The organism is Rothia sp. HSID18069 (assembly GCF_003989155.1).
In the GTDB taxonomy this organism is placed as follows: Bacteria; Actinomycetota; Actinomycetes; order Actinomycetales; family Micrococcaceae; genus Rothia; species Rothia aeria.
In genome coordinates this window covers 288,365-301,584 of record NZ_RBMG01000001.1, presented here as the reverse complement: position 1 = coordinate 301,584, position 13,220 = coordinate 288,365, and the positions used below count along the sequence as shown (strand labels likewise).

Sequence of the window (13,220 nt, the reverse complement as noted above, 5' to 3'; positions counted from 1 at the left end):
ACCACCTTACCGGATGCGCCCACGACTCTATCCGAACGCGTGCTTATACTAGAGCCCAGGAGGAGCATATGACCCCATCACCCACCGCAGACCAGCCGCGCACCCACGACGAACACAAAATCGACTGGATTAGCCTGGGGTTCTCCGCACCCTGGCTCATATTTCTGGGGTATATCTATGACGGTGTTCTAGAGCCTAACGCTCCGGTGTGGAAGCACGTGTACGTCATTATCTGCCTGGTCATTTTCTCAATCACAGATGTTGCCGCGTATACGGTCCCCTGGGCTCTTCCAGTGTCATCATATTTCAGGCGGCTGCTTCTCTGGACGGCCCTTCTCTTCGTGCCCGTATGCGGCGTGATGCTGATAGCCGCCATTCCACCGGCAGATGTACTCATCGGGTTCACCATCTACTTTGTGGCACTGTGGACCTTCACCGAGGACATTCCCTACAGCACGCGGATTCGCGGTGCCTTCACCATCGCGGCAGTTTTCTGGATAATTTACATGTTCTCTGACGGAATCCCTATCAATTTCGCGGAGAAATCCCGCCTCACCTTATCACTGGGTGCCCCCATGATCGGGATTATGGCGTTCTCCTACCTGATCCAGATGAGTAAAAACGCCGACAAAACCCAAGCCAAACTTGAAATGGTCAGCGAGCGCGAGCGCATCGCCCACGATGTGCATGATGTGCTCGGGCACTCCCTGACCGTGATCACGCTTAAAGCCGATTTGGCACGTAAACTTCTGCACGCCGACCCTGACCGTGCCGATGCGGAGCTTGAAGCGATCGCCCAGCTGTCTCGGTCTTCACTGGCGGAGGTTCGTTCGACGGTGACGCGGCTGCGCATCCCGGACTTTTCGGGCGAAATTCAGGCGTCGGAGCGCGCCCTGCAGACGGCCTCAATCGCCGCGAAACTGCCCGATGCGGAACGTGCCCTCTCAGCAGTTGGGGTGAATTCTTCGCTTTTCTCGTGGGTGCTGCGTGAGGCTGTGACAAATATTGTGCGGCACTCACAGGCCGGTTTCTGTGAGGTGCGGGTGAGCAATACCGGGCTTGAAATTCTTGATAATGGGGTGGGTATTCCCGCCGAGTACGCCGCCGGAAGCGGTATTAAGGGCATGAAGAGCCGTGTGGAGTCTGCGGGCGGAACTCTTGTTGTTGAGGATGCTCCGGCGCGCTGGCTGCGGGCGCATCCTGCCGCTTCCGGGACGGCGGACGTTCGGGGCACACGGCTTCGGGTTAGTATGGACGGTAATACCGCCGAAATTGAGCCTTCGGGAGAGACAGATGATTAAGATTATGCTCGCCGATGACCAGCAGCTGGTGCGTGAGGCGCTGGCCGCGCTGCTGGGGCTTGAACACGATATTGAGGTGGTCGCACAGGTTGGCGGCGGTGACGAGGTTCTTCCAGCGATCCACCGGTACCACCCGGATGTGGTGCTTCTCGATATTGAAATGCCCGGTTCTGAGCTCTCCAGCGGTATTGATGTGGCAGCCGCGATCCGGGACGCGAAACTAGTAGCGCTCACCGGCGAGCCGGTGCGTTCGCTTATTCTGACAACCTTCGGCAGACCGGGGTACCTGCGGCGTGCTCTAGATGCCGGGGCGAGCGGGTTTATGGTGAAGGATACGAGCGCGTCCCAGCTGGCGGAGGGCATTCGGCGCGTCAATATGGGGCTGACCGTGGTAGACCCGTCGCTGGCGGCGGATTCGCTGCTGCACGGCGAGTCGCCGCTGACCGAGAGGGAAACCGAGATTCTGCGGGCAACCCGTGATGGGGCAACAGCCCGCCAGATCGGCGCGACGCTGTTCCTCTCCCCCGGCACGGTGCGCAACCACTTATCTTCCGCGATGGCGAAACTCAACGCCTCGAACCGGCAAGAAGCACTCAATATTGCCGCCGACAACGGCTGGTTATAGCCACCCGTTGTCGCGGGCGATGCGCACCGCCTCGTGCCGGTTAATGGCGTCGATCTTCGCCATGGCCGCCGAGAGGTGGTTGCGTACCGTTCCCGAAGACAGCCCGAGCATCCCCGCAATTTCTTTGACGCTCCCGGCGGTCTCGGCGGTGCGAAGCACCTCGGTCTCACGCCCGGTCAGCGGTGAAGAGCCCTGCCATTTTGCTTCCTCAGCCAGCACTGAATCGACCACGCGCAGCCCCGCCGCGGTACGGCGGACCGCCTGCGCCAGCTGCGATGCCGTACCGTCTTTCACCACAAACCCGCTCGCTCCGGCCTCCAGGGCGCGGCGTAAATACCCGGGGCGGCGGAAAGTTGTCAGAATCAGCGAGCGAACCGGCGCGCCCGCCTGCGATGTCAAGCCCGAACGGGCAAGTTCGGCGGCCGCCTCAATCCCGGTGGCGCCGGGCATTTCAATATCGAGAAGCGCCACATCCGGGCGGGTTTCACGCACGGCAGGCAGCACCTCATCACCGCGGCCCACCTGTGCGACCACCTCAAGATCAACTTCAAGATCGAGAATCATGGCGAGCGCTTCACGAATCATCTGCTGATCGTCGGCAAGAAGTATTCTCAGCGGCACGGCTACCCCATAATCTCGTCGGTTTTCTCGTCCATGCTGATGCGGATACGGCACCCATCCCCCACACCCGCTGCGGGCGCCTGCTGCAGCCAGTGTTCGGGTGCGTTCCCGAGCGTGAGGGTGCCGCCTGCGTCTTCGATGCGGGTGCGCAGACCGGTGAGTCCGCTCTTGCACGGGGCATCACCAATTCCTATGCCGTTGTCGATAACCTCTAACCCGGTGGAGTTCAGTCGCACGGTGGCGTAGGTGGCGCGGGAGTGCCTCACAATATTGGTGACGGTCTCCCGCAGCGCCCAACTGAACAGGGCAGAGTTCATGCCCGCAATGTTCGCGGCGGTTGTCGCATCGGGCAGGTCCGCCTGTATTCCGGCGGTTTCCAGGGCGCGTGAGGATGCCAGAATCTCACCTTCAAGGTCGGGAACACGCAAACGGGTGACGGTGGAATGCACCTCCGCGAGGGCTTGGCGGGAGAGCTGGGCGACCTGCCGCATCTGCTCCTGCGCGGCGGGGGCGTTGGTTTCCACGAGGTTTGCGGCCAGCTCGGCTTTGAGGTTCACGATCGTGAGGGAATGCCCCAGAACATCGTGCACGTCGCGGGCGATGCGTTCGCGTTCGGTGAGGATATCGAGTTCTTTCTCAATAGCCTTGTGTTCCCGGCTCTTGTGCATGCTGCGCCCCACGAAGTAGGCGATAATGTGGAACGTGGTAACAATATCGAAAATGAAGAACCCGTTGAGGGTTTTATCGCCGGAAACGACTGGGAACGGGGCAGTGAGTGAGTTATCGAAATACCCCTGCCCCACCACGCCAACAAAGTAGTTAATGGTGAAGACTACGGCGATTGCAACGGCTGTTTTTACCCCCAGTTTGAAGGGTACGTGCACATTCATCAGCCACAGCGCCACCCACAGGGGAGATATGGTGTAGAGCATCCCGGCGATACCCTGCGGGTATAGAAAGGTGGCGACGAAGCCAATAGGCGCCGTCACTAGCACGCACCACAGCGCAGTACGTAGTATCGTGTTTTTCACGGGTATCAGCTGCGGCATTGTGTTGGCGGCAAAGAACAGCGCTGCACATGTCTGATACAACAGTGTGCACAGGCCCATGTTGTTTTTGACGAGTTCAGCTTCAGCTGATCCGCTAAGACCAATAATAATAAAACTGCTGGAGGAAATGTTGAGACAGTTTCCCCAAACGAGGGTCCGCACAATACCCGTTTTATCGAAGAAAGAGGCTTTGCCGCGGGTGGTGGGTGCGGTGCGGTGCGGGTTGGATGCGGCCGGTTTGCTGTCATGGTCCGGTGTACGCGTGATTGTCATACTCGCTCCGTGTGCTTGCCGTGCATCATCGCCTGAAGGTGTATCACCATTATAGACGGGGTGTTTTTAGGCTACACCGGATGCGTGAGGACACCCGTGTTAAATGTCATAGGTGGGGTGCGCACCGTGTGGTACTCCCCCGGTTATCCGCCCCTCCCCTGTAGCCTGTGGTTTCCAGGCCCGAAGGGATAAACAGCGACGGCCCCCGCCCTCACAAGCATTGTTGCGGGCCAAGACGCGCCATGAGGGAAGGGCACCGGGTGCGCGGGTGGGCAAGTATGCTCTAACGGGTCGGTTTTGCCCCGCGGCCGCCGAGCTGACGCCCAGTGTTCTCATCATTTTTCAGGGCGGCACGCAGCTCTTTGGGCAGGGAGAAGAGAATATCTTCCTTAGCGGTTTCTACCTCTTCGATGCTCTCGTACCCGTAGTCAGCCAGCAGCGCCAGCACCTCCTGCACCAGCACCTCAGGTACCGACGCGCCGGAGGTCAGCCCCACAGTCGCCACACCCTCAAACCAGGATTCATCCACCTGGTGCGCGAAATCCACCCGTTCGGCGCGCTTGGCACCGTATTCAAGCGCCACCTCTTTAAGCCGCACAGAGTTTGAAGAGTTCGCGGACCCCACCACAATCATCAGATCAGACTGCGGGGCGATCTCTTTGATAGCGCCCTGACGGTTTGAGGTGGCGTAGCAGATATCGTCTGAGGGCGGGTCTTGCAGGGATGGGAACCGTTCACGCAGCCGCGCCACGGTTTCTAGGGTCTCATCCACCGACAGGGTGGTCTGGGAGATCCACACAACCTTCTCGGGGTCGCGCACGGTCACGGCGCCCACTTCGTCCGGGGAGTTCACAATCTGAATATGGTCGGGCGCCTCACCGGCAGTACCTTCCACCTCTTCATGCCCGGTGTGGCCAATGAGCAGAATATCGTAGTCCTGTTTTGCGAAGCGCACAGCCTCACGGTGCACCTTATTCACCAGCGGGCAGGTCGCATCAATCGTGTTCAGCTGGCGCTGCCCCGCAGCAGACACCACGGCCGGGGACACCCCGTGCGCCGAGAACACGGTCACGGACCCCTCGGGCACCTCATCCACCTCATCCACGAAAATAGCGCCCTGCTTCTCAAGGGTTTCAACCACGTGGCGGTTGTGCACAATCTGTTTACGCACATACACGGGCGCGCCATAGTGTTCAAGGGCCTTCTCAACCGCGATCACGGCCCGGTCCACGCCAGCACAGTAGCCGCGCGGAGTGGCCAGCAGCACACGTTTTTGGCCGGTGACGGGTGCGGCGGCTTCTACGTCTTCGCGGGTGCGGCGTACCTTGGGGACGGGGGGCAGGCCAAGGGAGATGGTTTCAACGGACATGGTTACTATCCTACGTGGTTTGTTCTTCTAGTGTGTGGGCACTGTGGTGGTGCTCGCAGTGAGCCTGGTGAGTTTCACCAAAATACCCAGCAGCAGAGTAATGAGCGTTGCGATCAGGCTGTAGCTGGCGGTGGCACGGGCACTTGCGACCGCGTCGGGGCGTGCCCCATTAAACAGGCCGTCAAGGAATACTTTGCCGAGTTCGCTGCCCGGGTTCATGCCGAGGCTGGCCGGGGTTACCCCCTCCAGGTAGAAGGATGCACCCCAGGCGGCGAGGGTCGCGGCAATGAGCACGCACGCCAGGAACAGCGGCCTCCCGCGCGGCCACAGCAGCAGCGCAATGAGCATGCTCATGAGGGAGACCGTCAGGAACGTATCCGCCGAGTCGGCGAACGATTTCAACTGCATGATTTTACCGTGAACGGCTGTGCTGCTGCCATCCTCTAAGGTAATGTACCGGTTACCCCAGGAGGGGATGTCCGGGTCATAAATACCGAAGGTTCCCACGGCGGTGTCAAGTTCACGGTAAAACGCGCTGATGTCGAGCGCGGCGGGGGTGTTTTCGTCACTGATCAGGTGCGCGTGCGTGTCGGTGGTGACCTGCCGCCACAGTTTCTTGTACTCGCCGGTGGTGGAGATTTTTTCGGCGGCTTCGGTGAGGGTTTTTTGTACACTGTCGCGGTTGTGCACCAGCAGCCGGTTCACCCAGCTGCTGCCGTTAGGGTCTAAATATTTTTTGAGCCCCTCAGAGTTCATCAGGTCGGTGACAGCGGCCTGCGCGACACGTTTTTGCAGGTCTTGGTCGTCGGCCAGCCGGGAGCTGAGGTCGTTAAAGCCGCGGGTACTAATCAGGTGGGTCCCGGCCCATTTGCCGCCCGCCCCGAGGACGGCGGTGATAAGCGCGAGCGCAGCCAGCAGAATAGCGAGGGCGCGGCGCAGCCCGGCCGCGAACGGCTGGGCGGGCGGGGCCAGCAGCACCGAGGGCGCGCGCATCGGATGCTCTGCGGGGATGCCCATGCCGTCGAGGTCGTCTTCGCTCACGTACCGCCCAGCCACGGCGTGGCCGAGTGTTTTGGTGTGGCTAAAAGCGGCCTCTTCGTCAAGGGCTATGGTGGGTTCTTCCTCGTCGGGGGTGTCGAGGGCTGCGGTGGTGTCGGACGAGTCAGGTTCCGGTGCTGCCGTATCCGGCAGGGGCCGGGTTGTTTCTGCCATAGCCTGGTCTGTGTCCGGTTGCAGCTGCGCTGACTGCGGCTCTTCTGAGGGTGAGTCTGCGGGCTGCGGGTCTGTGAGCTGTGGGTCTGCGGATTTCAGCGTATTATCGCGGGTTTCGGTGCCGTCGGTGTCTGGGGAGGTGCCGGTTTCCGGCGTGTTCCCATCGGGTTCGGTGGCGGAGGTGTCCGTGCCGGATGGCACCACCTCGCCCGCACCGGGTAAAGGTTTGGTGCGTTCGGGTTGTTCGGGGTTCTCTAGCGTTTCGGGGGTCTTAGGGTTCTTGGCGGTTCCGCCGGTTGAGGGTGCGCCCATACTGATTAGAGTACCCTGTGCCGCCTGCGGGGTTTAGCGAGTGTGCCCTCAGCTAAACACATTGGTGGGTTTCCGGCGCGTCCGGCGGCGTATCGGTGGTAGAAATAGATGTATGAGTAATTTTGATGCCCGCCCGCAGGTGCTCACGGTGCCGCCCGCGCATGAGCGGCAGATTCCCGCCACCTCCAGCGAGACGAGCGCCGTGAACCCCTGGCCGCTGGCGCTTTTGGCGCGCAACCTCAAGGCGCATATTGAGAAGGTGCCGCAGCTGTGGGTTGAGGCGCAGGTGGTTTCGCTCAATAACCGGCGCGGCAGCGTGTTCATTGACCTGAAAGACCTTGAGGCTGACGCCACGTTCTCTCTGGCGCTTTTTGGCCGCGCCGCCTACAGCATCGGCAAAGACGTGGTGCCGGGCGCGCGTGTGGTGGTGCTGGCGAAACCAAGTTTCTGGGTTCCTAGCGGGCGCCTGTCGCTGGTGGGTGAGCGCATCCACGCGGTGGGCACCGGCAACCTGCACGAGCGGCTGCAGCAGCTGCGTGAGGCGCTGGCCGCTGAGGGGCTGTTCGCGGATTCCCGCAAGAAGCCGCTGCCGCTGCTGCCGCAGAAGGTGGGGCTGGTGACCGGGCGTGATTCCGACGCCATGAAAGACGTGATCCGCAACGCCTCGCTCCGGTGGCCGGGAGTTGTTTTTGAGGTACGGCAGGTGGCGGTGCAGGGCGCGAACGCGGTGCGTGAAGTGTGTGCGGCGCTCTCGGAGCTGGATGCCGACCCGCTGGTGGATGTGATTGTGCTGGCCCGCGGCGGCGGCTCATTTGAGGACCTGCTGCCGTTCTCGGACGAGTCGCTGGTGCGTGCGGTCGCGGCGGCCCACACCCCGGTGGTGTCGGCGATCGGGCATGAGGCCGACTCTCCCATCGTTGATGCGGTGGCTGATGTGCGCGCCTCCACCCCCACGGATGCCGGCAAGCGCATCGTGCCGGATGTGGCGGAGGAGTTCGCCCGGATTAGTGAGGCGCGCGGGCGTATTGACAGGGCCATCGCCGGGTATTTGAGTAACCAGTGGCAGTATGTGCAGCAGTTACGGCAGCGCCCGGTGTTTACCAGCCCCGAGAATGACCTGGGCTGGCGCGCCGATGATGTGCACCGCTTACGGGAGCGGGCGCTGGTGTCGGTGCAGCACCGGCTGGCGCGCGAGCAGGATGCGGTGGCGCACACCCTGGCACGGGTGCGGTCCCTCTCCCCTGAGCTGACGCTGCGGCGCGGGTACGCGATTGTGCAGCGGGCTGACGGGGCGCTGGTGCGGGATGCCTCCGCGCTGACCGTGGGTGAGACACTGACGGTACGCGCCGGGGTTGGCAGCGCGGATGCGTCCGTCACCGGGGTGCACGCATCGAATGTGGACGCCTGAGCCCGGTCCCGTCAGCGCCCCTGTGTGACGCACCAAGCCGGTGCCGCACCGGCTGCAGGGGCGGCACTAGAAGTTTTTAGACCCTGCCAGATTTTATGAGAACCCCACCAGAAAGGGACAGAACATGGCCGAAAACATTAGTTTTAATACCGAGTCGCTGGGTGCGCCGGTTGATACACTCAGCTACGAGCAGGCGCGCGCCGAACTTGAGAACGTGGTGCGGCAGCTAGAATCGGGTGCATCCGATTTGGAGACTTCCATCGCCCTGTGGGAACGCGGCGAGTCCCTGGCGAAACGGTGCGAGGCGTGGCTTGAGGGCGCCCGCGAAAAACTTAATGAGGCGCGCGCCGAGCAGCGTGAAAACGCCGAAGACGGGGAGGAAACACACGGCTAGCCCCTCCAGCTAACTCACGCGGCACGCTAAACGTCCGGGCACCTGCGGTCATTTCGCGGGCGCCCGGACGTTCGCTTCTTGTTCTCACACCTGCCGGTTAAGCACGCTGCTTGTAGTCGGAGAGGAACTCCCCCAGCCGGTTCAGCGCATCGGTGAGGGTCTGCACATCCGGCAAAAACACCAGGCGGAAGTGGTCGGGCTTATGCCAGTTAAACGCGCCGCCGTGGCTGAACAGGATCTTCTGCTCCTTCAGAAGGTCAAGCATGAACTTCTCATCGTCCACAATGTTGAACTTCTCAGTATCGACCTTGGGGAACAGGTACAGCGCCCCGTCCGACTGGTTGCAGCTAATACCGTCAATCTCGTTCAGCATACGGTACGCCACGTCACGCTGCTCATGCAGCCGCCCGCCGGGCGCCACCAGCGCATCAATGGACTGGTACCCACCCAAAGCGGTCTGGATAGCGTGCTGGGCGGGCACGTTCGAACATAGGCGCATGGAGGCGAGTAGGGTGATGCCCTCAATGTAGTTGGCGGCCTCATGTTTGGGGCCGGTAATCGCAACCCAGCCGGCACGGTAACCGCACACCCGGTACGCCTTCGACAGGCCCGAGAAGGTCAGGCACAGCACGTCGTCACCGGTGAGGGTGGCCAGGTTAATGGCTTCGGCGCCGTCGTAAATAATTTTCTCGTAGATTTCGTCGGTGAACACCACCAGCTCATGTTCGCGGGCCACATCCACTATCTGCTGCAGAATGTGGTGCGGGTACACGGAACCTGTGGGGTTATTCGGGTTAATAACCACAATCCCTTTGGTGCGTGAGGTGATCTTCGATTTAATGTCTTCAAGGTCCGGGTACCAGTTGTTTTCCTCATCGCACAGGTAATGCACGGGCTTACCGCCCGATAGCGCCACCGAGGCAGTCCACAGCGGGTAGTCGGGCATGGGCACGAGGATCTCGTCGTCAGTTTCGCACAGCGCCTGCAAGGTCATGGGAATCAGCTCGGACACCCCGTTGCCCAGGTACACATCGTTAGGTTCCAGGTCGAGGATGCCCCGGTTCTGGTAGTGCTGCACAATGGCGGTTCGCGCCGAGTACAGCCCGCGCGAATCGGAGTACCCCTGCGTGACGGGCAGGTGGCGGATAATATCCATCATGATCGCGTCCGGCGCTTCGAACCCGAAAGGCGCGGTATTACCAATATTGAGTTTGAGGATGCGGTGCCCCATCGCCTCCATACGGTTCGCTTCTTCGAGAATAGGTCCGCGGATATCGTAGAGGACGTTATTGAGCTTCGACGACTGACGGTACTTAGTCATATTCACTTCCTTGGGTGGTCGAGCCAGAATTTTGCTGCTTCGTCTTCGGCGACGGGGTTTGTTCCACTCGTGAGGCGAAGTAGAAAGGTCAGATTACCGGTATCTAATGTAGATGATACGCGGTTAATGGCCTCCTGTGCACTAGATGGCAGGCTTTGCCGCACAAGAGGCACCAGCTGTTGGTTCAGCTGGGTGGACTGGGGGTCTTCGAGCATGGTGAACCGGTTATCCTCAATGCTCGGGTCGATACTGTGCAGAAGCGCCACCTGCACCGCGTCTTTAGCCAGCAGCTGTTCCCGTTCGGTGCTCTCATTAGCCACCTTCGTGGCGGGAACCTGGTACTTGTACACGTTCTTGAGCAGGGCAATCCCGTAGTTTCCGGTGTTATACGCCTCGGGCACGGCAAAGGTGAGGGGCGCTTTCACTTCGGGCAGCTGGTTCAGGCTATTGAACTTATACCGGGCCCCGGTGGCGTTGGTGGTCACCAGAACGTTGCGGTTTTGGGCGCTGACGGTATCCATCAGTTTCAGGTGCCCCGGGATGATTTTACCGATGGCTGAGAGCGTGTCACTGAGCGATAAGGCCCGCGGTTTAATGGGGTCGCCGGTGGGGGTCGGGCTGGGGCTGGGGCTAATATCGGCGGGGATGCTGGGGGTGGCTGAGGGGGTGAGGGTCACCCCGGCGCTGGCGGCGGAGGCACTGGCGGAGGCCGTCTGATGCTCCGCCTGCAGCTGGGCGGGGCTGAGTGTACCGTTCTTCGTCAGGTGCAGCAGCAAGTCGCCAGTGAAGTCAACGGCAACATCAAGGCGCGTGTTTTCGGTGGCGCCCAGGGCCGCTAGGTACTCGTCGCGGTTATTATTGTGCCCGATAACCTCCACCGTGTACCCCACGTTCCGCAGCGCCTGGGCGTACACGTGGGCAACAATGGTTTTAGCCCCCAGCACCCCGGTGGTGACGTAGAGGGTACCGTAGGCTGAGGCGGAGGGATCCATCGTAGGTTTATTGTCCCCAGCGGAGCAGGCAGCCAGGATGGGGGCGAGCACGGCGGCGGTAAGCGCTGAGCGGCGGCTCATCAGCGGGCGGGGGCGGAGTGTGTTCATGATAGTTTCCTGGCGTTCTCGTCGGCGAGGAATTCGCGGTATTCCAGGGCCCAGGCGGCGGCGTTGGTGTATCCCATCATGGAGGCCACTTCATCAATAATGGTGCCGTAGCGCAGCGTATCGATTTCGCTAATGGGAACCCAGCGGGCAATGTCTGAGGAGCCGTTTTCTTCGGCCCGCAGCTGGCCGGTGACGATGTGTGCCCGGTAGATAATGCGTAAGGCGCAGAACGGTAGGGAGTTGCCGTACATGCCGTTGCGTGCGGGGAAATGCCCGGCGTGCACGCCCAGGACGTCTTCAATGGCAACGCTGTACCCGGTTTCTTCGAGGGTTTCCCGCAGGGCTGTTTCGTCGGCCTGCTCCCCCGGTTCCATGCCGCCGCCGGGTAACGTCCACAGGGGCTCGTGCGAGCGGTCTTCGGGCGCCCAGCGGGTCATGAGCAGTTTGCCCTGCTCAATAACAACCGCGTAGGCGGCGGGTCGGGTCTCCATTGCTAATGCCATAGATTTGATTCTACCGCGTCTTCTTGGGCGTTCGGCCTGTTTACTGGTGGCGCTATTCACCCGTGATGGCGGGTGGGGGCGGGCTACCGGCGTTTACCGGTTCGCTTGCCTTTTCGTCCCGGTTTGCTGCTTGCTGCGGCTTTGCGCCGGGAGGTGCCGCCGGTGCGGGAGGCGGCTGTTTTCTGGTGGCATGCTTCTTGGCGGGCATTAGCCGCACGGGATTTCGCTGTGGCCTTGGCGCGTTCACCGGCTATGCGGGTGCGGCGGGCCTGGGCGGTTTCGCTGCCTCGGTTACTGGATGCGGTGCGCCCGCGCACGATGCCGATAAAGTCCTGGATGAGCACCTCAAACTCGTCGTCTTTCTCGCCCTGGACCGTATCGGGGGTGGGGGCTGCTGGGGTACGGGGCCACACCAGGTGCACGGGGTACGGCTCGGCATCGGGTACTGGACGGTAGGTGAGGTCTTTGCGGTGGTGCAGGCGGGCCACCGACATGGGGGTGATGTACAGGCCCACCCCGGCAGCTACCAGTTCGATAGCGTCCGCGTGGGTGGGAATCTGCGGCAAAAACCGGGGGTTCTGTTGGCGCCACTGCTGTGAGGCTTCACCCCAGGCGGGGAACTCCTCGGGCTCATGCAGCAGGAACTCCTCAGCCATCTCACCTAGGGGAACCTCGTCGAGCACGGTGAGCACATGGTCTTTGGACAGCACCACAACGGGTACTTCCTCGTACAGGCGGATGCTGTGGTACCGGTCTTTGTCGGGGGTTTCCTGTGCGGTGGCGCGCATTATGGCCATGTGCGCTAACGGCTCGAAACGGGCTTCGCCGCTGGTGCTGTTCGGGGTGCTGAGCGCGGTAGTGAGTGCCTCAAGACCGGCCCCTTCGCGAAGCGGTATTTCGGCCAGCGGGGCGGTTCTGCCGTAGCGTTCGTGCCAGCGGGTGAACCATTTTCCGGGCATTACCCCCGGCTCGTAGCCGATGCGTAAGCTGGCATGGCTCAGCACCGGTGCGGGGGCTGCCTCCGCCGAGTAGATGAGCCCGGCGGCGGGGGCGGCAAGCTCAATGCTGTGCTCCTGCTGGGTGCTTGGCGGTACCGGTTCTGCGGGTGTAACAGCTTCGGGGGTTTCGTTCATGCCTTTACGCTAGCACAGTGGACGGCGGCGGCCCGGTTACGGGCGGGGTTTGCGGTCGGTGATGAGTTCACGCACTTTAGAGATTCCCAGGCTGAGGAGCACGATTACCGCTAGGGCAACCGGCAGCATCCACGGCTGCAGCCCCAGAGCGGCGAGCACAGCGAACCCCACGGTGGTGTAGATGACGGCCCAGATGAAAGTGCCCACGAGCATGGCCGGGACCCAGCGGCGTAACGGCATTTTCGTGAACCCGGTGGTGATAATGACGGCGGTTTGGAAGCCTACGGTGAGGAAGCACAGCGGCACGGCTAATACGCCCCAGCGGTTCACGAACGCTGTGGCCCGCTGGTATATGGGGGTGTCCATTGCTTCCCGGATGCGGCTCAAGCGTGCCCCTCCTGCGGCAGCCAGGTAGCCGAGCAGAAACACAATGGACGTGCGGATAATGCCGATCGCCCACAGGCAGGCAACGGCCGCCTCTACAGGTAGGGAATCGAACCATTCTTTCACTCTGCCATTCTCTCACGTTTTACCCACCCATACCGCCGCATGTTACCGGCCTTACCCACAGCTGAGGGTGCGCAAAGAAGGGCGGGGAA

The 13,220-nt window shown here is 61.6% G+C and carries 13 protein-coding genes; 4 read left to right on the top strand and 9 right to left on the bottom strand.

The annotated features are described in order from the left end of the window. Nucleotides 1–68 precede the first annotated feature (68 nt). A complete protein-coding gene (locus D8M41_RS01380; RefSeq protein WP_126926268.1) occupies nt 69–1,301 on the top strand; it encodes a sensor histidine kinase in 1,233 nt (410 codons plus the stop codon). Continuing rightward, the gene (locus tag D8M41_RS01375) at nt 1,294–1,926 is read left to right on the top strand and encodes a response regulator transcription factor (RefSeq protein ID WP_023134161.1); all 633 of its coding nucleotides are present in this window, start codon (nt 1,294–1,296) and stop codon (nt 1,924–1,926) included. The genes D8M41_RS01380 and D8M41_RS01375 overlap by 8 nt, the downstream gene beginning before the upstream one ends. On the opposite strand, the gene D8M41_RS01370 is transcribed toward D8M41_RS01375, so the two are convergent. From D8M41_RS01370 to D8M41_RS01355, 4 genes are all read right to left on the bottom strand, one after another. After that, nucleotides 1,921–2,547: a response regulator transcription factor gene (locus D8M41_RS01370; protein WP_126926267.1), complete on the bottom strand. Its 627-nt coding sequence runs from the start codon at nt 2,545–2,547 to the stop codon at nt 1,921–1,923. The genes D8M41_RS01375 and D8M41_RS01370 overlap by 6 nt on opposite strands. A 2-nt stretch (nt 2,548–2,549) precedes the next feature. Beyond that, entirely contained in the window at nt 2,550–3,869 is a 1,320-nt protein-coding gene (locus D8M41_RS01365) for a sensor histidine kinase (protein WP_023134164.1), read from the bottom strand. Nucleotides 3,870–4,152: 283 nt separating this feature from the next. Continuing rightward, nucleotides 4,153–5,238 carry a 4-hydroxy-3-methylbut-2-enyl diphosphate reductase gene (locus D8M41_RS01360; protein WP_023134165.1) on the bottom strand — a complete coding sequence of 362 codons (1,086 nt, stop codon included), beginning with the start codon at nt 5,236–5,238 and terminating at the stop codon, nt 4,153–4,155. Nucleotides 5,239–5,265: 27 nt separating this feature from the next. Then, the gene (locus tag D8M41_RS01355) at nt 5,266–6,762 is read right to left on the bottom strand and encodes a hypothetical protein (protein ID WP_023134166.1); all 1,497 of its coding nucleotides are present in this window, start codon (nt 6,760–6,762) and stop codon (nt 5,266–5,268) included. A gap of 112 nt (nt 6,763–6,874) precedes the next feature. Between D8M41_RS01355 and xseA the strand changes: the two genes are divergently transcribed. Then, on the top strand, nt 6,875–8,170 hold the full coding sequence (gene xseA, locus D8M41_RS01350) for an exodeoxyribonuclease VII large subunit (RefSeq protein ID WP_006888707.1): 1,296 nt from the start codon (nt 6,875–6,877) through the stop codon (nt 8,168–8,170). Between the two features lie 124 nt (nt 8,171–8,294). Beyond that, the gene (locus D8M41_RS01345; protein WP_006888749.1) at nt 8,295–8,564 is read left to right on the top strand and encodes an exodeoxyribonuclease VII small subunit; all 270 of its coding nucleotides are present in this window, start codon (nt 8,295–8,297) and stop codon (nt 8,562–8,564) included. 97 nt (nt 8,565–8,661) lie between these two features. Here the strand turns inward: D8M41_RS01345 and D8M41_RS01340 are convergent, their stop codons facing one another. The 5 genes from D8M41_RS01340 to D8M41_RS01320 form a co-directional block, all read right to left on the bottom strand. Beyond that, the gene (locus D8M41_RS01340; protein WP_023134168.1) at nt 8,662–9,885 is read right to left on the bottom strand and encodes a pyridoxal phosphate-dependent aminotransferase; all 1,224 of its coding nucleotides are present in this window, start codon (nt 9,883–9,885) and stop codon (nt 8,662–8,664) included. A gap of 2 nt (nt 9,886–9,887) precedes the next feature. Beyond that, nucleotides 9,888–10,985, bottom strand: a complete 1,098-nt coding sequence (locus D8M41_RS01335; protein ID WP_126926266.1) for a glycine betaine ABC transporter substrate-binding protein — start codon at nt 10,983–10,985, stop codon at nt 9,888–9,890. Continuing rightward, on the bottom strand, nt 10,982–11,488 hold the full coding sequence (locus D8M41_RS01330; RefSeq protein WP_023134170.1) for an NUDIX hydrolase: 507 nt from the start codon (nt 11,486–11,488) through the stop codon (nt 10,982–10,984). The genes D8M41_RS01335 and D8M41_RS01330 overlap by 4 nt, the downstream gene beginning before the upstream one ends. 83 nt (nt 11,489–11,571) lie before the next feature. Continuing rightward, the gene (locus D8M41_RS01325; RefSeq protein ID WP_023134171.1) at nt 11,572–12,621 is read right to left on the bottom strand and encodes a LysR substrate-binding domain-containing protein; all 1,050 of its coding nucleotides are present in this window, start codon (nt 12,619–12,621) and stop codon (nt 11,572–11,574) included. A 36-nt stretch (nt 12,622–12,657) separates the two neighbouring features. Next, entirely contained in the window at nt 12,658–13,131 is a 474-nt protein-coding gene (locus tag D8M41_RS01320; protein ID WP_006888771.1) for a DedA family protein, read from the bottom strand. Between the last annotated feature and the right edge of the window lie 89 nt (nt 13,132–13,220).

Bases quoted from the DNA above. Each gene is read 5' to 3' on its own strand.
- D8M41_RS01355 (WP_023134166.1), bottom strand. From the start codon at position 6,762: ATGGGCGCACCCTCAACCGGCGGAACCGCCAAGAACCCTAAGACCCCC.
- D8M41_RS01340 (WP_023134168.1), bottom strand. From the start codon at position 9,885: ATGACTAAGTACCGTCAGTCGTCGAAGCTCAATAACGTCCTCTACGAT.
- D8M41_RS01360 (WP_023134165.1), bottom strand. From the start codon at position 5,238: ATGTCCGTTGAAACCATCTCCCTTGGCCTGCCCCCCGTCCCCAAGGTA.
- D8M41_RS01330 (WP_023134170.1), bottom strand. From the start codon at position 11,488: ATGGCATTAGCAATGGAGACCCGACCCGCCGCCTACGCGGTTGTTATT.
- xseA (WP_006888707.1), top strand. From the start codon at position 6,875: ATGAGTAATTTTGATGCCCGCCCGCAGGTGCTCACGGTGCCGCCCGCG.
- D8M41_RS01380 (WP_126926268.1), top strand. From the start codon at position 69: ATGACCCCATCACCCACCGCAGACCAGCCGCGCACCCACGACGAACAC.
- D8M41_RS01325 (WP_023134171.1), bottom strand. From the start codon at position 12,621: ATGAACGAAACCCCCGAAGCTGTTACACCCGCAGAACCGGTACCGCCA.
- D8M41_RS01345 (WP_006888749.1), top strand. From the start codon at position 8,295: ATGGCCGAAAACATTAGTTTTAATACCGAGTCGCTGGGTGCGCCGGTT.
- D8M41_RS01375 (WP_023134161.1), top strand. From the start codon at position 1,294: ATGATTAAGATTATGCTCGCCGATGACCAGCAGCTGGTGCGTGAGGCG.
- D8M41_RS01365 (WP_023134164.1), bottom strand. From the start codon at position 3,869: ATGACAATCACGCGTACACCGGACCATGACAGCAAACCGGCCGCATCC.
- D8M41_RS01335 (WP_126926266.1), bottom strand. From the start codon at position 10,985: ATGAACACACTCCGCCCCCGCCCGCTGATGAGCCGCCGCTCAGCGCTT.